This is a genomic window from Anaerovibrio slackiae, assembly GCF_009695585.1.
Lineage (GTDB): Bacteria > Bacillota > Negativicutes > Selenomonadales > Selenomonadaceae > Anaerovibrio > Anaerovibrio slackiae.
In genome coordinates this window covers 1-19015 of record NZ_VUNR01000017.1, presented here as the reverse complement: position 1 = coordinate 19015, position 19015 = coordinate 1, and the positions used below count along the sequence as shown (strand labels likewise).

At 51.7% G+C, this 19015-nt stretch carries 18 protein-coding genes and 1 riboswitch; all 18 genes read left to right on the top strand.

The window, feature by feature from the left end; genetic code table 11:
• Positions 1-9 precede the first annotated feature (9 nt).
• Positions 10-474 (top strand): arginine repressor, encoded by a 465-nt coding sequence (gene argR / locus FYJ84_RS09085; RefSeq protein ID WP_154407292.1) that lies wholly within the window; start codon positions 10-12, stop codon positions 472-474.
• Between the two features lie 24 nt (positions 475-498).
• Entirely contained in the window at positions 499-2208 is a 1710-nt protein-coding gene (gene recN, locus FYJ84_RS09080) for a DNA repair protein RecN (protein ID WP_154407291.1), read from the top strand.
• Positions 2201-2791, top strand: a complete 591-nt coding sequence (locus FYJ84_RS09075; protein WP_154407290.1) for an NUDIX domain-containing protein — start codon at positions 2201-2203, stop codon at positions 2789-2791. The genes recN and FYJ84_RS09075 overlap by 8 nt, the downstream gene beginning before the upstream one ends.
• A 30-nt stretch (positions 2792-2821) precedes the next feature.
• Positions 2822-3445, top strand: a complete 624-nt coding sequence (locus FYJ84_RS09070) for a site-2 protease family protein (protein WP_154407289.1) — start codon at positions 2822-2824, stop codon at positions 3443-3445.
• An 82-nt stretch (positions 3446-3527) separates the two neighbouring features.
• The gene (trpS, locus tag FYJ84_RS09065) at positions 3528-4616 is read left to right on the top strand and encodes a tryptophan--tRNA ligase (RefSeq protein WP_154407288.1); all 1089 of its coding nucleotides are present in this window, start codon (positions 3528-3530) and stop codon (positions 4614-4616) included.
• A gap of 81 nt (positions 4617-4697) precedes the next feature.
• On the top strand, positions 4698-5435 hold the full coding sequence (locus FYJ84_RS09060) for a segregation and condensation protein A (RefSeq protein ID WP_154407287.1): 738 nt from the start codon (positions 4698-4700) through the stop codon (positions 5433-5435).
• A complete protein-coding gene (scpB, locus tag FYJ84_RS09055) occupies positions 5422-6003 on the top strand; it encodes an SMC-Scp complex subunit ScpB (RefSeq protein ID WP_154407286.1) in 582 nt (193 codons plus the stop codon). The genes FYJ84_RS09060 and scpB overlap by 14 nt, the downstream gene beginning before the upstream one ends.
• Before the next feature lie 263 nt (positions 6004-6266).
• Complete coding sequence (locus tag FYJ84_RS09050) at positions 6267-7598, top strand: hypothetical protein (protein ID WP_154407285.1); 1332 nt, start codon at positions 6267-6269, stop codon at positions 7596-7598.
• Between the two features lie 208 nt (positions 7599-7806).
• The gene (gene ybaK, locus FYJ84_RS09045) at positions 7807-8283 is read left to right on the top strand and encodes a Cys-tRNA(Pro) deacylase (RefSeq protein ID WP_154407284.1); all 477 of its coding nucleotides are present in this window, start codon (positions 7807-7809) and stop codon (positions 8281-8283) included.
• A 73-nt stretch (positions 8284-8356) separates the two neighbouring features.
• On the top strand, positions 8357-9844 hold the full coding sequence (thrC, locus tag FYJ84_RS09040) for a threonine synthase (protein WP_154407283.1): 1488 nt from the start codon (positions 8357-8359) through the stop codon (positions 9842-9844).
• 256 nt (positions 9845-10100) lie between these two features.
• Positions 10101-11702, top strand: coding sequence for a phosphoenolpyruvate carboxykinase (ATP) (pckA, locus tag FYJ84_RS09035; RefSeq protein ID WP_154407282.1), 1602 nt, complete (start codon positions 10101-10103; stop codon positions 11700-11702).
• A 167-nt stretch (positions 11703-11869) separates the two neighbouring features.
• A riboswitch (cobalamin riboswitch) is annotated at positions 11870-12046 on the top strand.
• Positions 12047-12206: 160 nt separating this feature from the next.
• A complete protein-coding gene (locus FYJ84_RS09030; protein ID WP_154407331.1) occupies positions 12207-13196 on the top strand; it encodes an ABC transporter substrate-binding protein in 990 nt (329 codons plus the stop codon).
• A 32-nt stretch (positions 13197-13228) separates the two neighbouring features.
• Positions 13229-14128: an ABC transporter ATP-binding protein gene (locus FYJ84_RS09025; protein WP_154407281.1), complete on the top strand. Its 900-nt coding sequence runs from the start codon at positions 13229-13231 to the stop codon at positions 14126-14128.
• Positions 14125-15153, top strand: a complete 1029-nt coding sequence (locus FYJ84_RS09020; RefSeq protein WP_154407280.1) for a FecCD family ABC transporter permease — start codon at positions 14125-14127, stop codon at positions 15151-15153. Before FYJ84_RS09025 ends, FYJ84_RS09020 begins: the two co-directional genes overlap by 4 nt.
• 201 nt (positions 15154-15354) lie before the next feature.
• Positions 15355-16365 carry a sirohydrochlorin cobaltochelatase gene (locus FYJ84_RS09015; protein WP_154407279.1) on the top strand — a complete coding sequence of 337 codons (1011 nt, stop codon included), beginning with the start codon at positions 15355-15357 and terminating at the stop codon, positions 16363-16365.
• 192 nt (positions 16366-16557) lie between these two features.
• Positions 16558-18369 carry a GTPase HflX gene (hflX, locus tag FYJ84_RS09010; protein ID WP_455423409.1) on the top strand — a complete coding sequence of 604 codons (1812 nt, stop codon included), beginning with the start codon at positions 16558-16560 and terminating at the stop codon, positions 18367-18369.
• A 97-nt stretch (positions 18370-18466) separates the two neighbouring features.
• Positions 18467-18733: a PepSY domain-containing protein gene (locus FYJ84_RS09005; protein WP_154407277.1), complete on the top strand. Its 267-nt coding sequence runs from the start codon at positions 18467-18469 to the stop codon at positions 18731-18733.
• Positions 18734-18878: 145 nt separating this feature from the next.
• Positions 18879-19015, top strand: a 137-nt coding sequence (locus FYJ84_RS14815; RefSeq protein ID WP_328596366.1) for a helix-turn-helix domain-containing protein, incomplete at its 3' end; no start/stop codon positions are given.

The following is a 19015-nucleotide window of genomic DNA, read 5'->3' as shown; positions in this document are numbered from 1 at the left end:
GTGAGGACATTGAAGAATTATAGGCAGGCAAAGATAAAGGCAATTATTGAGGCACAGATTATAGAAACCCAGGAGGAGCTGGCGGCTGCCCTGAAGGAGCAGAAAATCGAGGTTACCCAGGCAACGGTTTCCCGGGATATCAAGGAGCTGCACCTGGTGAAAATACCTTATGGGCACGGCAAATACCGCTATTCTTTCCCGGTGGATGTGAAGCAGGTGCATTCTGAGTCTAAGATGCAGAAGGCATTTCAGGATTCTGTGCTGAAGGTGGAAGCCAGTGAGAATATCATTGTGATCAGGACTCAGCCCGGCGCCGGTGCTGCCGTGGCTTTTGCCCTGGACAATGCCCAGTGGCCGGAAATCATAGGCACGGTGGCAGGTGACGATACTGTTTTGGCGGTTCTGAAGGACAAGGAGAAGTCCCGTGGCATTGTGGCAAAAATGCGGGAGATGTCCATGGGCTGCCCGGTCTGAGGGATGGAAGAATAGAGGATTATAATGCTAAACACGCTTACGGTATGGAATTTTGCTCTCCTGGAGCATATTCAGATAGAATTTGATAAGGGCCTGAATATCCTGACTGGCGAGACAGGTGCCGGCAAGTCCATCCTGATAGATGCTTTGGGAGCTATGCTGGGTAATCGCCTTTCCACGGAGCTTATCCGGCATGGCAGGGAATGGCTTCGTGTGGAGGCTGTTTTTTCCTTGGAGGATCAGCCCAATGTGGTGGCGTTTTTGGAGGAAAATGCCATTGATACGGCAGAGAACGAGCTGATTATTACGCGGCAGATTACCAGCAGCGGCAGGGGCAGCATCCTGATTAACGGCTGCCATACAACCCTGGCTGTGCTGAAAAATCTGGGCGGCCTGCTGGTGGACGTGCACGGGCAGAACGAGAACCTGTCCCTTTTGAAGCAGGAGAATCAGTTTCAGCTGGTGGATGGCTATGGCCGGGAGCTAGGAAGTGCGCTGGCTGAGTACAGGGAATTGTACAAGGCTCTGAAGGAAGCGGAAGGAAAGCTTTCGGAAAAGGAAAATGCCTCCCGTGATTATGAGCAGCGGCTGGATATGCTGCGCTGGCAGATTCAGGAGATAGAAGCCGCCCAGCTGCAGGAAAACGAGGATGAGGAGCTGCAGCGGCAGATCAACAAGCTGTCCAATGCGGAAAAGATTTCCCGTTATGCCGGGGAGGCATGCGGCCTCCTGTATGGTGGCGGCAATAACGGCATAGGCGTAGTCAGCGGCCTGGAGGAAGCAGTGGAGAGCCTAAAGGCACTGAGCCGCTTTGATGATGCTCTGGAGGAAGTCATCAGGGTGCTGGGGGAGGCTGCCATTCAGGTGAAGGAAGCTGGCTATGAGGTGCGGGATTATGCGGAGTCCATGGAGTTTGACCCTAGGCTTCTGGACAGGCTGCAGAGCCGCATGGATGTCATTGACAAGCTGCGCCGGAAGTATGGTGCCACCATCGGGGATATTTTGGCGTATTATGATAAATGTCAGCAGGAACTGGCGGATATTGAAAATTATGATGAGGATATTGCCAGGCTGCAGGAAGCTGTGAACGGAGCACGGGAAGCGGCACGGAAGGCGGCCGGCAGGGTGACGGAGCTTCGCCGGGCAGCGGCAGGGGATTTGTCCGATGCTATTGAGGGGCATCTCACTGCCCTTGGTATGCCGGATGCCCGTTTTGTGATTGACGTGCAGCCGTCGGAGTCTCTTGGGGCATCAGGCGGTGACAGGCTGGAGATATTGTTCTCCGCCAATCCGGGGCAGGAGCCGAAGCCTATCCAGAAGGTGGCATCAGGCGGCGAGCTTTCCCGTATTGCCCTGGCTATCAAGACGGTTACTGCCAGCAGGGACACTTCCCCTGCCAGCATGGTCTTTGATGAGATTGATACGGGTATCGGCGGCAAGACTGCCCAGATGGTAGCGGAGCGAATTGCCATGGCGGCAGCCGGCAAGCAGGTGCTCTGCATTACCCACCTGCCGCAGATTGCCTGCATGGCGGACAATCATCTCTACATCAGCAAGCATGTGGCTGATAACCAGACATCTACGGAGGTCCGTTCCCTGTCTGAGGGGGAGCGCATCAACGAGATTGCGAGAATGGCATCAGGTGCCAACGTTTCCTCGGCATCCCTGGATAATGCCCGGGAAATGATTGCCTATGCAAAGATAAAAAAAGAGGGGTACAGAAAACATGGCTAAGGATTGGGAGTTGGATAAAAATATGGGCAAGGATGCTGATTTAATCGAGGAGAAGGTAAGCAGCGAAGATGTTTTTGACGGCAATCTGCTGCATGTAAAAAAGGACACCGTCCGGCTGCCAAATGGCAATATTGCCTATCGGGAGTGGATAAAGCACCCGGGGGCATCGGCTGTGGTGCCGGTTACACCTGAGGGCAGGCTGATTTTTGTGCGCCAGTACCGCTATCCTATTCAGCAGGTAACACTGGAGATTCCGGCTGGCAAGCTGGATGCCGAGGGTGAGGATCCGCTGGACTGCGCAAGGCGTGAGCTTTCGGAGGAAACGGGCTACCAGGCTGAGAAATACACTTTCCTCACCAAGCTGGCTACCACGGTGGGCTTTTCCAACGAGTTTATCTATATTTACGCGGCAGAGGGGCTGACAGCAGGCAGGCAGCATCCTGATGAGGACGAGTTTATCAATGTCTGCACCCTGACCATGGATGAGGCCATGGCAAAAATCAGGTCAGGGGAAATCTGTGATGCCAAGTCCGTTACGGCGGTGCTGCTTCTGCGTGATTTGCAGGATTCGCAGGGCAGATAAGCCGGGAGGGACATTAGTAGGGAGGATTTTATGTTTGATTTTTCTCTGATGAGTATTATTGGCGGCCTGCCGGGGCTTCTGATTGCCCTGGTGGTGCATGAATACGCCCATGCCAGGGTGGCGGATGCCATGGGGGATTTTACCCCGCGCATGATGGGGCGGCTGACGCTGAATCCCAAGGCACACATTGACCCTATAGGGCTGGTGATGCTCCTGATAGCTCATTTTGGCTGGGCGAAGCCGGTCATGTATAATGCACGCAACTTTAAGGACTGGAAAAAGGGGGAGCTGCTGGTGGCGCTGGCAGGGCCTGTTTCCAACCTGGTGGTGGCGTTCCTGTCCCTGATAGCTATGGCTCTTTTGTTTAAGGCAGGGATTTTTTCTGATGGGGTGCGGCTGGTGCTGTCATTGATGGTTCTGTACAACATCAACTTTGCGATTTTCAACATGCTGCCCCTGCCGCCTTTGGATGGCTCCAAGGTGCTGATGGTGTTTTTGCCGGGCAGGTATGCCTACAAGCTGATGTCACTGGAACGCTACAGCTTTATTATCTTGATTGCCATGATGATGACGCCGGTGCTGACAGGGATATTGATTCCTTTGCAGCGGGTGATATTGGGAATATTCAATAGCATTATCGGCGTTTTTCTGTGATTGGCGGCTTTGCCAAAAAATAATTTGCATAAATGTGCACGGGCTCTTATGCATTGCCTGTGCAGTGGGAGGATTTTGAGAGATGAAGAAGATTATTCTGACAGGTGACAGGCCTACCGGCAAGCTCCATGTAGGTCATTATGTGGGTTCTTTGAAGCGCCGGGTGGAGCTGCAGAATTCCGGTGAATTTGATGAAATTTACATCATGATTGCAGATGCCCAGGCTCTTACGGATAACTTTGACAATCCTGAGAAGGTGCGTCAGAATATTATCGAGGTTGCCCTGGATTATTTGTCCGTGGGACTGGACCCTGCCAAGTCCACCCTGTTTATTCAGTCCATGGTGCCGCAGCTGACGGAGCTTTCTTTCTACTACATGAATCTGGTGACAGTGGCCAGGGTGCAGCGCAATCCGACCGTAAAATCCGAAATCCAGATGCGTGGCTTCGGCGGCAGCATCCCGGTGGGCTTTTTCTGCTATCCTATCAGCCAGGCGGCGGATATTACTGCCTTCAAGGCTACGCTGGTGCCGGTAGGGGAGGACCAGCTGCCGATGCTGGAGCAGACCAAGGAAATCGTGCGCAGCTTCAACAGGATTTACAACTGCGAGGCTCTGGTGGAGCCGGATATCATGCTGCCGGACAATGATATCTGCCGCCGCCTGCCGGGTACTGACGGCAAAGCGAAGATGAGCAAGTCCCTGGGCAACTGCATTTACCTTTCCGATGATGAAAAGACCGTGCAGCAGAAGATTATGAACATGTACACTGACCCTACTCATATCAAGGTTTCCGACCCGGGCCATCTGGAGGGCAATACGGTGTTTACTTATCTGGATGCCTTCAGCAAGGAGGAGGATTTTGTCAAGTATCTGCCTGAGTATAAGAACCTGGATGAGCTGAAGGAGCATTATACCCGTGGCGGCCTGGGTGATGTGAAGATTAAGCGGTTCCTGAACAGCATCATGCAGGCGGAGCTGGAGCCGATCCGCGCCCGCCGCAAGGAGTATGAGAAGGATATTGCCGCTGTCTATGATATTCTCAGGGCCGACAGCGACAGGGCTCGCCAGGTGGCAGAGGCAACCTTGCAGGATGTGAAGGATGCCATGAAGATTAATTATTTTGCTGATGAGGAGCTTATCAGGGCCCAGGCGGCAAAATATCAGGGCTGATGCATGGCAGATATCTGAGCTGATTTTAGTGGTTCTGAGGATTTGGCTGAGTGAGTATTGTGCAGTTTAAGGGAAGTTTTTATGGAGCAGTATTCAATAAGGCTTGAGTGTTTTGAGGGGCCTATGGAGCTTCTCATGCATCTTATTGAGAAAAATAAAATAGATATTTATGATATTCCGATAGCTTCCCTGACGGAGCAGTATATTGAGTATCTTGATAAATTCCGCAGCTTTAATATCGAGATTGCCAGCGAGTTTATCATCATGGCGGCTACCCTGCTGCAGATCAAGTCACGGATGCTGCTGCCGAAGCCGCCCAAGGAAAAGGATGATGAGCCGGAGGCAGACCCGAGGCAGGAGCTGATAGAAAGGATATTGGAGTATCGCCGTTTTAAGGAAGTCAGCAGTGTCATGGGGGAGCTGCAAAGGTCTCAGGAGCGTTTTCTGGCCCGTGAGCCCATGGAGCTGCCTGTGCGGCATCTGCCTCCAAAGAATCTTTCCTTGAGCGAGCTTTTGGAGGCTTTTGCCAATGTGCTGGCGGTGCGCAGGGAGCTGAAGATTCCTCAGGTGCTGGTGGCGCCTGAGGAATTTAGCGTGCAGGACAAGATGGAGGAGCTGATTTCCCTTTTGCACCGCAGGGATGGCAGGCTGAGATTTGCAGATGCCTTTCAGGGAAATAGCCGGGCAGAGCTGATCACCACTTTTTTGGCGATGCTGGAGCTTATCAAGCTGAAAAGCATCACTGTGCAGCAGCAGGGGCAGTTCGAGGAGATTTATATTTCCGTGAGGGTAGGTGAAAATAAGGATGTTCATGAATGAGCTGACCGGGGCTTTTGAGGCGGTGCTGTTTGCCAGTGGCGAGCCTGTGTCAATGGAGAGCCTGAAGGAAATCCTGGGTATAGATGCGGAGAATGTGCGGGAACTGGCAGCAGCCTACAGCAAGCAGCTGGAGGAACGTGGCAGCGGATTGCAGCTGCAGCAGGTTGCCGGAGGCTGGCAGCTGGTGACCAAGGCACAGTATTTTCACTATGTGGAAAGGCTCAGCGAGGAACGGGATAAGAGGCTTTCCCCTGCCGCCATGGAAACCCTGTCCATAGTTGCCTTTAAGCAGCCGATTACCAAGCAGGAGATTGAGCATATCCGGGGTGTGCGCATTGAGAAAATCATGTCCAAGCTGCTGGAAATGGAGCTGATACGGGAGCTGGGCCGCAAGGATACTATCGGGCGGCCTATCCTCTACGGCACTACGGATACTTTTCTGCAATGCTTCGGGCTGAATGACATCAGTGACCTGCCAGAGCTGCCGGAGGCGGACCGCAGCATTCTGGAGCATGAGCAGCTGGATTTGTTTGCGGATTTGCCTGAGCAGGAGGCAGGGGAGCAGTAAATACAATAAAACTTCCATCATAGAAAATCCCTATATCGATTTTTCGTTTTAAAATGTAAAACTTCCGGCTGGTTATGCAAGGCGCTGGCGCCCGGTTCAGGCCCCGGCGCATAGGTATAATGTATGAAAAAACAAAATTATTACAAAAATTTCTAAGATTATGATATAATGAGTCTTGTATAGAAAAAAACAAGGATGTTTTCTGTGCAGGACTTTTTTTCTGCATGGGGCAAAACACAATGATGTGCAAAGCAGGTGAGGAAATGACGGTTAGAAAAGCTGTGATTTTAGGTGTTTTATTGGAGCTCTTGCTGGGGATTGCAGCAGGTGCCTTTTACTTTAAGTTTTATATTTATACGCCTACCTATTCACTGCGGGCTATGCAGAAAGCCATCCAGACCGGCAATGTGGATGAACTGCAAAAGCGGATTGACATGGATGCGATTTTTCAGGGCAGCAGCAAGAAGCTTGCGGAGCTGGTGCCGCAGGATGAGCCTGTGTATGGCAAGCTGAAGGATGGCAGCTTCGGTGATTTGTGCAGGGAGGATTTTCTGACCTACGTAAAGACGGGAAAGTGGCCGGAGCCGGAAAAGATAACGGCAGAATCCAGCTTCCAGGATAAGATCGGCTTGAAGACCGTAAGCTTCCGCAGCCTGGAGTATGTCTACAGGGACCCGCCGCCGGGAGAGGAAGACAGGAAGGATGAAACCCTGACGGATAAGGTCCTCAGCTATATCCTCACCAAAATCAATGACTACATGACCGGCGAGGAAAGCAAGGAGGTTGCCACGGAGGAAGTAGCATTGCAGGAGGAAGAAGGCCCTATCAGGGTAACTGCCGGTATCCGCGTCTACGAGCCAAATTTCGGTGATACCTATATCCTCAATCTGAAGCTGCAACGGCAGGATGATGGCAGCTGGAAGCTCTATGACATTGAGAATTACAGCAGGTATGCAGATGAACTGATCAAGCAGAATGACCGTGATTATATCCGTTACAAGGACAAGGTGCGCTTCATCCTGACGGCTGCCCAGGAAAAGCTGGATGAGCTGAGGGCACAGCATCCAGAGCATGATCTGGACTGGGTATTTGAGGCGAGGAAGATATTTGAGGAGTCCTACAAGCGGATTGAGGAGCTGAATGTGCCGATTGCCGGGGGATACCTCAATGAGCTTCTCAGGGAGCGCAAGGAAATTTCCCTGAATATGCTGGAAAGCTATTATGATGTGGCTTCTCATAACGACAACATGAATGATGCCAAGGAACAGGCGGAGGAGGCCAGGAAGGCTGGCAAGAGGCGTCCGACCTTTAATGCTGCGGTCTGGAACAACAGGCTGGCACAGTACAATGGAAAGCTGTCAGGCCTGCAGAAGCAGTGGGCGGAGAACAAGTCCAAGCTGGAAGCTGTGGTAGGTCCTGTCATTGACCGGACAGCTGTGGCGAAGAAGACGGCTGCTTCCATGCGCAACAACGATGATGCAGCAGTAAGGGCCGCTAATTATCCTGGCGTAGCGGAGCAGAACGGTGATGCCTATAGCCTGCTGGGCGGTGAGAACCTGCCGGAGATTTCGGCCTACGGCAACGGGGCACAATGACTGCACAATAACTGCAGCAGAACTGCAATAAAAAGGCAATAAAACATGATGGCGGAGCAGGTGCGTTTGTTTCTTCAGGAATTTTTCCTTTCCATGGAAAAGACGGCATTTGCTCCGCATTTTTTGCGCTGGATTATAGACAATAAAAATAATTTGTGTTATACTAGCATGGATTTATGTTTTCTAAGGAAGGACAGTATGTTACAGTATGAAAAACAAGAAAACTAATGCCGCCCGTATTCTGGACAGGCTGAAAATCAGCTATGAAATCAAGGAATACGAGGTGGATCTGGATGATTTGAGTGCAGTCCATGTGGCAGAAGCTGCCAGCATGGATGTAAAGATGGTCTTCAAGACGCTGGTGTGCCGGGGGGACAAGACAGGAGTCCTCATGGCGTGTATCCCCGGGGATGGGGAGCTGGACATGAAGGCACTGGCTGCCGTGTCTGGCAACAAGCGTGTGGAGATGGTGCATCTGAAGGAGGTGCTGGGTCTTACCGGCTATGTGCGGGGAGGCTGCTCACCCCTGGGGGCCAAGAAGAATTATCCCGTATACCTGAACGAGACCTGCCGCAATTATGAAAAAATTGCCATCAGTGCCGGTATCAGGGGCCAGCAGCTGATACTCAGCCCGGATGATTTGGTGAAGGCTGTGGATGCTGTTGTAGCGAATCTAATCAGATAAATTGCTTATGTAAAATATTTATAAAAATAATATTAGTTAGTTTGCTAAATCTATTTAGGAGTGAAGAAATTATATGAATTACATCAGCACAAGAGGAAATAACCAGAAAATGACGTCTGCCCAGGCGATTATTGCAGGCCTTGCCGATGATGGCGGTTTGTTCGTGCCGGATGAGCTGCCCCAGGTGGATATGGAGTTCATCAAGGGGCTGACAAAGCTCTCTTATCAGGAGCGGGCTGCCAGGGTGCTGGGCTGCTTCCTGACTGATTATACCGACGAGGAAATCAAGGGCTGCGTAGAGCGTGCCTATGGCGGCGGCAAGTTTGATGATGCAGCCGTTGCTCCCCTGAATATCATGGAGGATGTGTCTGTGCTGGAGCTGTGGCATGGCCCTACCAGCGCCTTTAAGGACATGGCATTGCAGCTTCTGCCGCAGCTTCTCTCTACTGCACTGAAGAAGACCGGGGAAAAGAACCAGGTGCTGATTTTGGTGGCTACCTCCGGCGATACCGGCAAGGCAGCCCTGGAAGGCTTCCGGGATGTGGAGCAGACCAAGATTATTGTTTTCTATCCTGAGAACGGTGTCAGCCGCATCCAGAAGCTGCAGATGGTTACCCAGCAGGGCGAAAATGTTGCCGTTACTGCTGTCAAGGGCAATTTTGACGATGCCCAGAGCGGCGTCAAGGCAATTTTCAGCGACAGGGAGTTTAATGCAAAGCTGAATGAGGCCGGTGTATCCCTGTCCTCTGCCAACTCCATTAATTGGGGACGCCTGGTACCACAGATTGTCTACTATTTCAGTGCATACGCTGATCTTTTAAAGGCAGGCGTTATCCGTGCCGGGGATGAAATCAGTTTTACCGTGCCGACAGGCAATTTTGGTGATATCCTGGCTGGTTATTATGCCCTGCGCATGGGATTGCCTGTAAAGAAGCTGATCTGTGCTTCCAACACCAACAACGTGCTGACGGATTTCCTCACCACCGGCGTTTATGACAGGAACCGTGACTTCTTCAAGACCATCAGCCCGTCTATGGATATCCTGATTTCCAGCAACCTGGAGCGCCTTCTGTATCATGTGACCAATGATGCCGCCCAGGTGGCAGAGTGGATGAAGTCCCTGGCAGAAACCGGCAGGTACGATGTAGGTGCAGAGGTGCTGGCCAAGATTCAGGCCACCTTTGGCTGCGACTGGGCAGACGACCAGAAAACTATGGAAACGATAAATGCTGTTTATGGCGAAAGAAAGTATATTGCGGACACCCATACTGCTGTGGCATGGGACAGCGCCCACAAATATATGCTGCAGGGCAATGCCGAGCCAATGGTAGTGGTATCCACTGCCAGTCCGTACAAGTTCAATGAGAGCGTGCTGACAGCCTTGGGAGAGGCAATCGAGGGCATGGATGAGTTCCAGCTTTTGGACAAGCTGCAGTCTATGAACAGCTTTAAGATTCCGGCAGGCCTTGCTGCCTTGAAAAATGCCGAGGTACGTCATGGCAATGTGGTAGAGAAGACCGCTATGCCGCAGGCAGTAGCAGCCTTTGCCGGGCAGAATTGAGTGCTTTCGCGTGAATACAATAATGCACTGTGAGAACAATAAGCAAAATTTATACAGAAATAAGTCTAAATAATTTTTGACAAAATTGCCAAAATACTATAACATATAAAGCGAGGGTGCGGTACGAAAGTACCAGCCTTGAAATAGTATTTTAAGCGGCGGCCCACCGTATGGGAAACATGCCTGTGAAGTTCAGCAGGCATAATTTGCCAGCAAAGTGCTGCTGCAGTATAAAGAGAAAGAGGTTGATAGCAAAATGGCAAACGTTGATTTGAGCAAGTATGGTATTACTGGTACTACTGAGATTGTTCACAATCCTTCTTATGAGCTTCTGTTCGAGGAAGAGACTAAGGCTGGTCTCGAGGGCTATGAGGTAGGTAAAGAGACTGAGCTGGGTGCTGTTAATGTAATGACCGGTATCTATACTGGCCGTTCTCCAAAGGATAAGTACATCGTTATGGATGAGAACTCCAAGGACACTGTATGGTGGACCTCTGATGAGTACAAGAACGATAACCATCCTATGAGCGAGGACGTATGGGCTACTGTCAAGGATTTGGCAAAGACCGAGCTGTCCAACAAGAAGCTGTTCGTTGTAGATGCTTTCTGCGGTGCCAACAAGGATACCCGTATGGCGGTTCGTTTCATCGTTGAGGTTGCTTGGCAGGCTCATTTCGTAACCAACATGTTCATCCAGCCTACCGCTGAGGAGCTGGAGAACTTCGAGCCTGATTTCGTTGTTTACAACGCTTCCAAGGCTAAGGTTACCAACTACAAGGAACTCGGCCTGAACTCCGAGACCTGCGTAGCTTTCAATACTACTTCCCGTGAGCAGGTTATCATCAACACCTGGTATGGCGGCGAGATGAAGAAGGGCATGTTCTCCATGATGAACTACTTCCTCCCTCTGAAGGGCATCGCTTCCATGCACTGCTCCGCAAACTGCGACATGAACGGTGAGAACACCGCTATTTTCTTCGGCCTGTCCGGTACCGGCAAGACCACCTTGTCTACCGACCCTAAGCGTCGCCTGATCGGTGATGACGAGCATGGCTGGGATGACAATGGCGTGTTCAACTTTGAGGGCGGCTGCTATGCAAAGGTTATCAACCTGGACAAGGAGTCCGAGCCTGATATCTATGGTGCAATCAAGAGAAATGCACTGCTGGAGAACGTAACTGTTGCTGAGGATGGTAAGATTGACTTCGCTGATAAGTCCGTTACCGAGAATACTCGTGTATCTTATCCTATCCAGCACATCAACAACATTCAGCCAGGTTCCTCCGCACCAGCTGCCAAGAATGTAATCTTCCTGTCCGCAGATGCTTTCGGCGTACTGCCTCCAGTTTCCATCCTGACTCCGGAGCAGACTCAGTACTACTTCCTCTCCGGCTTCACTGCAAAGCTGGCAGGTACCGAGCGCGGCATCACTGAGCCGACTCCTACCTTCTCCGCTTGCTTTGGTCAGGCATTCCTGGAACTGCATCCTACCAAGTACGGTAAGGAGCTGGTAAAGAAGATGAACGCTAACGGCGCAAAGGCTTACCTCGTAAACACCGGCTGGAACGGTACTGGCAAGCGTATCACCATTAAGGATACCCGCGGTATCATCGATGCTATTTTGTCCGGTGCTATCAACGAGGCTCCTACCAAGAAGATTCCTATGTTTGACTTCGAGGTACCTACCGAGCTGCCAGGCGTTGACTCTAAGATTCTGGACCCTCGTGACACCTATGCTGACGCTTCCGAGTGGGAGACCAAGGCAAAGGATCTGGCTGGCCGCTTCATCAAGAACTTCGGCAAGTACACTGGTAACGAGGCTGGCAAGGCTTTGGTTGCTGCTGGTCCTAAGCTGTAATTTCAAGGCATTGCTTTTGAAAACTGAATACTGCTGTGATGGCATGTGCTGTCACGGTGAGAGCGCTGCTGTCCTTCGGGGCGGCAGCGTTTTTTATGTTTTTTATGTACTGTTTTTCTCGTGGGAGGGTTTATTTTTGCTTAAATTTGTGCTACAATTAGGGACGGAGATGAATATTTGGAACAGGTGTCGAAAGACTCAATAAGGAAGCCGGTCAAAGCCGGCGCGGTCCCGCCGCTGTAAGGGGAGCGAGTCTGCATAAGTTATGTCATTGGGGAAACCTGAGAAGGCGCAGACAAGCCATGAACCTAAGCCAGAAGAATTGCCTGTTCAGCAATCACCGAATGATATGACAGCCATGCTGCGGCAAGCTGGCTGTGTACAGTACCTGCGAGCGATGGGAAGGGGATTTGTAGCCTTTGGACAGGGCTATAAGTTGATGGCTTTTCCCTCTGCTGTGGGGGAAGGGCTTTTTTAATGGGCGAAAAGGAGCGATTTGCATTGATGTACAGAAAGAATCCGGCAAGCTTAATGCTGCTGTTGCTTTTGCTGGTGCTGACAGCGCTTTTCAGCGGCTGCGGCAGCCAGGACAGTGCCTCCGAAGGGGGCTATCAGGTGACGGATGACCAGGGAACCGTGGTGAGCTTCCAGGAAAAGCCCCAGCGGATTGTCAGCCTCACCATGAGCACGGACAATATCCTCCTGGGGCTGGTGAAACCTGAGAGGGTAGTGTGTGCCAACGTGCTGGTGGATGATCCTGTCAGCTCCAATGTGGTGGAGCTGGGCAAGGATATTCCCAACAAGGTGCGCCATCCCAAGGTGGAGGAAATCCTCGCCATGGAGCCTGACCTGGTGATTGCCGCCGATTGGGGCGATATTGATTATGTGGAATCCCTGCGGAACATGGGGATTAATGTAGTCGTAGTCAAGGGTGCCAAAAACCTGCCGGATATAAGGGACAATATCCGTCTGATTGCGGCAGCCGTGGGAGAACCCCGGCGAGGTGACAAGCTGGTGAGCATGATGGATGACAAGCTGGCGGAAATCAAGGCAAAGGTTGATAAAATCCCCCAGGAGGCAAGAAAGAGGGTACTTTTGATTTCCCTGATGAACAATTACGGCGGCAAGGACTGCATCTACGATGATGCCTGCACTCTGGCAGGCGTAACCAACTGCCTGTCGGAGTACGGCCTGAAGCGGGGGGATAAGCTGACCAAGGAAATGATGGTGCAGATGAATCCCGATATGATTTTCCTGCCGACCTACAATGCCCATGGCACTTTTGATATTCAGGGCTTCCGGGACAGGTATCTGAAGGACCCTGCCCTGCAGCAGATGAAGGCGATTCAGTCCGGCAGCATCCGGGAGCCAAGGGATGCATATATTTATACCGCTTCCCAGGATTTCTGCTTTGCCGTGCAGGAGATTGCTTATACCGTTTATGGTGACGAGTTCAAGCTGGCTGACCAGCAGCATCTGTCCGCGGTAGAGTGAGGTATGCTTTATATATGAGTATGAGTGATGGGATGAGTAATACAATTATCCAGGCGGAAGATATTACAGCCGGATATAACGGGCAAAATCCTATACTGGACAATATCAGCCTGAGCATCGGCAAAGGTGAGTTTGTGGGCATCATCGGCAAGAATGGTGCCGGAAAGAGCACCCTGCTGAAAGCCCTGCGGGGCTTCCTGCCGGTGTGGTCCGGCAGGGTGCTGCTGGCAGGCAGGGAGATAGGGGCTTATCAGGAAAGGGAATTGGCGAAAAAGATTGCCTATCTCCAGCAGCAGGTGGAGCTGACCTTTGATTATACAGCCCGGGATATTGTCATGGCGGGGCGTTACCCATATCGGAAATGGTGGCAGCAGCAGAGTGAGGAGGACAAGGAAATCACGGCTGCCTGCATGAAATACACAGGGGTGCTGGAAATGGCGGACAAGCCTATCCGCGCCCTCTCCGGCGGCCAGCGGCAGAGGGTGCTGCTGGCCAAGGTGCTGGCCCAGCAGACGCCGGTGCTGTTTCTGGATGAACCGGCGGCAGGGCTGGATCTGTTCTATCAGGAGGAAATCTTCCGCTTCTGCCAGGAGCTGTGCCACCGGGGAAAAACCGTGGTGATGGTTGTCCACGAGCTGAACCTGGCCGCCAGGTATTGCAGCAGGCTGCTTTTGGCAAGGCAGGGCAGGATTATTGCTGATGATGTGCCGGAAAGGGTGCTTACTGATGAGCTTTTGACCGATGGCTACGGCGTATCTATCAGGTCGGGGCGCAACCCGGAGACGGGCCATGCGGATATTTACACCCTGCCGGAGCCTATGGATGAGGAAAAGTTGCGGCTTTTGGCAACGATTATCGGCAGTGATGATAGAAATGCAGAAAAAACGGCACAAGCCATTGGCAAATCATCAATGGGAGGTGGGGAAGCATGAAGTATCATCGCAGGCTGGTAGCCATAGTGCTATTCGCTATGCTGCTCCTGACATTTGTTTTTTCCCTGTCAGCAGGTCAGTATGACCTGGGTTTCTTGCAGGTGGCGGCCTGGTGCTGCCACAAGCTGGGGCTGCCTGTGCTGCAGGATGTAAATGTCTCGGCCCAGCAGGAGGCTGTGCTGATGTTTATCCGCTCCCCCCGTACCCTGGTGGGCTTTATGGTGGGGGCGGGGCTGGCAGCCTCCGGCACGATATTGCAGGGGATTTTCAGCAATCCCCTGGCTGACCCGGGCATCATAGGCGTCTCCAGCGGCGCTACGGTAGGTGCTGTGGTGGCCATCAGCCTGGGGGTAAATGCCGTAAACATGTTTGCTATGCCGGCCTTTGCCTTTGTAGGTGCCATCTGCGCCGTGTTCCTGACTATCGGCCTGGCCACCAGGAACGGCAGGATTCCCGTGCTGACACTGCTGCTGTCCGGCGTGGTGGTGGGCATGCTGCTGGGTGCCATTACGGCTGCCCTGCTGGTGGTCATGGATGAGTACAAGCTGCAGCAGTACCTTTTCTGGACTATCGGCAGCCTGGACTATCGCCGCTGGGAGCATGTCCTGATGGGCATCGGGCCCATTGCGGCAGGTATTTCCATCATGCTGCTGATGGCACGGCACCTGAATATCCTGGCCCTGGGCGAGGCAGAGGCCAAGGCAGTGGGCATGCCGGTGGTAAAATACCGCCTGATACTGCTGCTGGTTTCTGCCATGACAACGGCGGCCAGTGTCTGCATCAGCGGCAGCATCGGCTTCGTGGGGCTGATTATCCCCCACATGATGCGTATGCTGGTGGGGCCAAACCACAAGCACCTGCTGCCAGCCAGCATTGTGGCAGGTGGCGTATTCCTGCTGTTCTGCGACTCTCTGGGCAGAGTGCTGATAGAAAAGACGGAGGTCAATGTGGGCATTATGACTGCCTTTCTGGGGACTCCCTATTTCCTATACCTGCTGCGCAAAAACAGCAGCCTAGAGAAGTGATATTGGGATAAATTTCTTCAGTGGTTATCTGATAATTAACCAAATAAAAACCATTGTGCATATAAATTTTATAGAGGCTGAAAGCAGAGCAATATTCAGCCCGTCAAAATCAATGAATGTATGAGCTGCAAAAAAAGTTGTCAGTTTTCCTGCTGTTAAGGCAGGAAGATATATAGTATTTTTTCTTAGGAGGAATATTTTATGAAGAACTGGAAGAAATTTTTTGTAGCTGCTGTTGCCGTAGGCACAGTATTTTCCGTGAACCCTGCTGCTTCCGAGGCTGCTTATGAGCTGAACCCGGAGGTGAAGACCGCTACTCCTGCCCTTTTGGCAGCATCCCAGATGGGTGTGCAGGTATATGAGAATCCTGATTTGCAGGGACTGGCTGACAAGGATGCCATTGTAGTAATGACCTTTGGCACCACCTTTGCAGAAAACCGCGCCAAGACTATTAATGCTACCATAGAGGGCATTAAGGCAGCTCATCCGGGAGTAAAGGTTGTAACTGCCTATACCTCCCACATCATTATTGACCGCGTGGCAGCCAATGAGGGCATCAAGTATCCTACCCCTGAGGAAGCACTGGCACAGCTGAAGGCAGAAGGCTATACCAGGGTTGCCCTGACCACATTGGATATTATTCCTGGCATGGAGTATAACTATAAGCTGGGTGTGTTCAACAGCTACAAGCAGGATTTCAAGAAGATGACCATTGGCACGCCGCTGATGTACTGGCAGGGCCAGGAGGAGCAGGCTGACGATGTGACTGAGGTGCTGAAAGCCTTTGCTACCCAGTTCCCAAAGACGAAAAAGGGCGAGGGCATTGTCATGATGGCTCATGGCACACCGAATATTGCCAATGCCTATTATGCAGTGATTCAGGAGAAGCTGCAGGAGCTGGGCTACGACAACGTATTCATTGAGACAGTAGAGGGCTGGCCAAGCATGGAGACCATCATTCCGAAGCTGAAGGCAAAGAAAATCAAGAAGGTTACTATTATGCCGTTTATGATGGTTGCCGGTGACCACGCCAACAACGACATGGCAGGTAGTGAGGAAGACTCCCACAAGAGCATCCTTGAGAAGGAAGGCATCAAGGTAGAGGCATACATTCATGGCCTGGGCGAAAATGAAGCTGTCCGCAATGTTTTCGTAGAGCGTGCCAATGCGGCCTGGGATGCACTGGAAGCAACTGGTCAGGCAGCAGAATAATAATTTTATAGCTTAAATTCTAAAAAGGCGGCTTTGCGTACATCATTGTTACGGGAGCCGCTTTTTTTTGTATTTATCCTGCCAGTGCAGATAAAATTTGTTTTACCCAAAATTTGCTATTCTGTGATATTTGTTCTATAATATGGAGTAGAGATGTATAAAGATAGGTCAGCGCTGATTGGAGGCGGTATGATGATACATGGTGAGCTGAAAAATATCAAGAAAAGCGTGCTGGAAAGCCTGGAGGGGCTGTATGAGCTGGCGGTGCCTGCCGGTCAGCTGGTTACCCGTGAGATAGCTGAGCTGATGCTGTCGGTGACGGCAGAGCTGCAGCGTGAGGTAGCTGTTTATATAAATCGCCAGGGCAAGGTGCTGCAGGTCTCCGTGGGCGATGATGCGACAGTCGACCTGCCGGAAATCAGGCAGCGCAAATCGGAAAACCGCCTGTCGGGTGTGCGGTGCGTGCATACCCACCCCAGCAGTGATACCAGGCTAAGTGCACCGGATTTGTCATCTTTGCGCAGCATGCGCTTTGATGTGATGGCAGCTATCGGCATGAAGGATGGCAGGATATATGGCAGCATGGCTTTTTTGAGCGGTGAGCTGACGGAAAGCGGCGGCTATGTGGTGCATGGCACCAAGGAACTGCCTATAGGAGACCTGAACCGCTACAACCTGATGCAGCTGGTGACAGCTATCAACAAGGAGATGGGGCGCAACCAGCTGAAGGAAACTGAAAAGCGGCAGGAAAGGGCGATTTTGGCAGGAGTGGACTACAATGCTTCTGCCGGTGGCTGGAGCATTGAGGATTCCCTGACGGAGCTGAAGGGGCTGGCAGAGACTGCCGGAGCGCAGGTGGCAGGCAAGGTAATTCAGCGCAAGGCGAAGCCTGATAATGCTTTTTTCCTGGGCAGGGGCAAGGTGGATGAGATTGGCATGCTGGCACAGAATGTGGAAGCGGATTTGCTGATTGTGGATGATGAAATCAGCCCTTCCCAGCAGCGCAATCTGGAAATGAGTACCGGCCTGAGGGTAGTGGACAGGACAGCCCTGATTCTGGATATTTTTGCCCAGCGGGCCCGGTCTGCTGCCGGCAAGCTGCAGGTGGAGCTGGCACAGCTCAGGTACAACCTGCCACGGCTGGGTGGGCAGGGGCTGGTGCTTTCCCGGCAGGGAGGCGGCATCGGTACAAGGGGCCCGGGCGAAACAAAGCTGGAGATGGACAGACGGCGGATTCATGGCAGGATTCATGACCTGGAGGAACGGATTGCCAAGCTGAAAAACCAGCGGCAGCTGCACAGGGCACAGCGAAAAAATTCCCGTATTCCTACGGCAGCCCTGGTGGGGTATACCAATGCCGGGAAGTCAACCCTGCTGAATGCGCTGGCGGCAGGGGATGAGGTGCTGGCAGAGGACAAGCTCTTTGCCACCTTGGATCCTACTACCAGGCTTGTGGAGCTGGATGAAAAGCAGGAGCTCCTGCTGACGGATACGGTAGGCTTCATCCAGAAGCTGCCCCATACGCTTGTCAGTGCTTTTCAGGCAACGCTGGAGGAGACAGTGGAAGCGGATTTGCTGCTGCATGTGGTGGATGCCAGCGATGCAAATTATGAATTGCAGATCAAGGCGGTTATGGAAGTCCTGCAGGAGATTGGGGCCCAGGATAAACCATCTGTGTTTGTGTTCAACAAGGCGGATAAGCTGCCGGAGTCAGAACAGGATAATGAGTATGTTGCCGCCCGGATGCTGCAGGGCAGGGACGGTGTGGTGATTTCTGCCAAGGACGAGCAGGGACTGAAGATGCTGCGTGAAAAAATTAAAGGCTTTTTCAATCAGGGGCAGGTAACGCTGACCTTGTGTATTCCTTATGACCAGGGGGCGCTGGTGACGGAGCTGCACAATCTTGGCAAGGTAGAGGCCATAGATTATGATGAGCAGGGAACGTTGCTGACCGTGAAGATGCCTGTATCCGATGCAGAGTCTTTTCAGAAATATGTGCGATAATATAATCAAGCGATGAGGAGATGTTAAGCGAATGGTGGTAATACAGTGGTAGTATAATAGTGGTAGTATAATAGTGTGAAAGGTAAAGGGTGATCGTATGTCAGGAAAAATGAAGCTGATCTTCGGTAGTGTGCTAGTAGGCTGCCTGATGGCAGCATCTGTGGCGTGTGCCCAGATTTCCCGTGACGAAGCGTGTGATGTTGTATACAGGTATTTTCCTGGGGCAACTATTACAAAGGTAGAGCATGATTGGGATGATGGCCATGAGATATACGAAATAGATTTCCAATATGGGCAGTACATGGATGCTGAGTGCACCATTGATGCGAATACTGGCAATATGCTGGAATACGAATTGGATTAAGGCAAAGAAATGGATTTTTATCTTAATGTGACAGAAGACTCCCTGCCTCTATAGGCGGGAGATGAATGCCACGTCCACCGAATTTACGCAAGTAGTCGAGGCGGAAAATAGAACATAGTGGTGATATAATAGTAAGTGACAGGAGGTGAACGATGTGTTACAGCAAAAAGGCTATCAGTATAGAATATATCCCACTAAACAACAGCAACAGCTAATCAATCAGACACTGGGATGCGCCAGGTTTGTGTATAACAGGTTTTTGAATATCCGTAAAGAAGCATG

Coding starts and splice junctions, on each gene's coding strand:
- recN (WP_154407291.1), top strand. CDS start 499: ATGCTAAACACGCTTACGGTATGGAATTTTGCTCTCCTGGAGCATATT.
- FYJ84_RS09075 (WP_154407290.1), top strand. CDS start 2,201: ATGGCTAAGGATTGGGAGTTGGATAAAAATATGGGCAAGGATGCTGAT.
- FYJ84_RS09050 (WP_154407285.1), top strand. CDS start 6,267: ATGACGGTTAGAAAAGCTGTGATTTTAGGTGTTTTATTGGAGCTCTTG.
- FYJ84_RS09060 (WP_154407287.1), top strand. CDS start 4,698: ATGGAGCAGTATTCAATAAGGCTTGAGTGTTTTGAGGGGCCTATGGAG.
- FYJ84_RS09070 (WP_154407289.1), top strand. CDS start 2,822: ATGTTTGATTTTTCTCTGATGAGTATTATTGGCGGCCTGCCGGGGCTT.
- ybaK (WP_154407284.1), top strand. CDS start 7,807: ATGAAAAACAAGAAAACTAATGCCGCCCGTATTCTGGACAGGCTGAAA.
- thrC (WP_154407283.1), top strand. CDS start 8,357: ATGAATTACATCAGCACAAGAGGAAATAACCAGAAAATGACGTCTGCC.
- scpB (WP_154407286.1), top strand. CDS start 5,422: ATGTTCATGAATGAGCTGACCGGGGCTTTTGAGGCGGTGCTGTTTGCC.
- FYJ84_RS09020 (WP_154407280.1), top strand. CDS start 14,125: ATGAAGTATCATCGCAGGCTGGTAGCCATAGTGCTATTCGCTATGCTG.
- FYJ84_RS09025 (WP_154407281.1), top strand. CDS start 13,229: ATGAGTAATACAATTATCCAGGCGGAAGATATTACAGCCGGATATAAC.
- hflX (WP_455423409.1), top strand. CDS start 16,558: ATGATACATGGTGAGCTGAAAAATATCAAGAAAAGCGTGCTGGAAAGC.
- FYJ84_RS09005 (WP_154407277.1), top strand. CDS start 18,467: ATGTCAGGAAAAATGAAGCTGATCTTCGGTAGTGTGCTAGTAGGCTGC.
- FYJ84_RS09030 (WP_154407331.1), top strand. CDS start 12,207: ATGTACAGAAAGAATCCGGCAAGCTTAATGCTGCTGTTGCTTTTGCTG.
- FYJ84_RS09015 (WP_154407279.1), top strand. CDS start 15,355: ATGAAGAACTGGAAGAAATTTTTTGTAGCTGCTGTTGCCGTAGGCACA.
- pckA (WP_154407282.1), top strand. CDS start 10,101: ATGGCAAACGTTGATTTGAGCAAGTATGGTATTACTGGTACTACTGAG.
- trpS (WP_154407288.1), top strand. CDS start 3,528: ATGAAGAAGATTATTCTGACAGGTGACAGGCCTACCGGCAAGCTCCAT.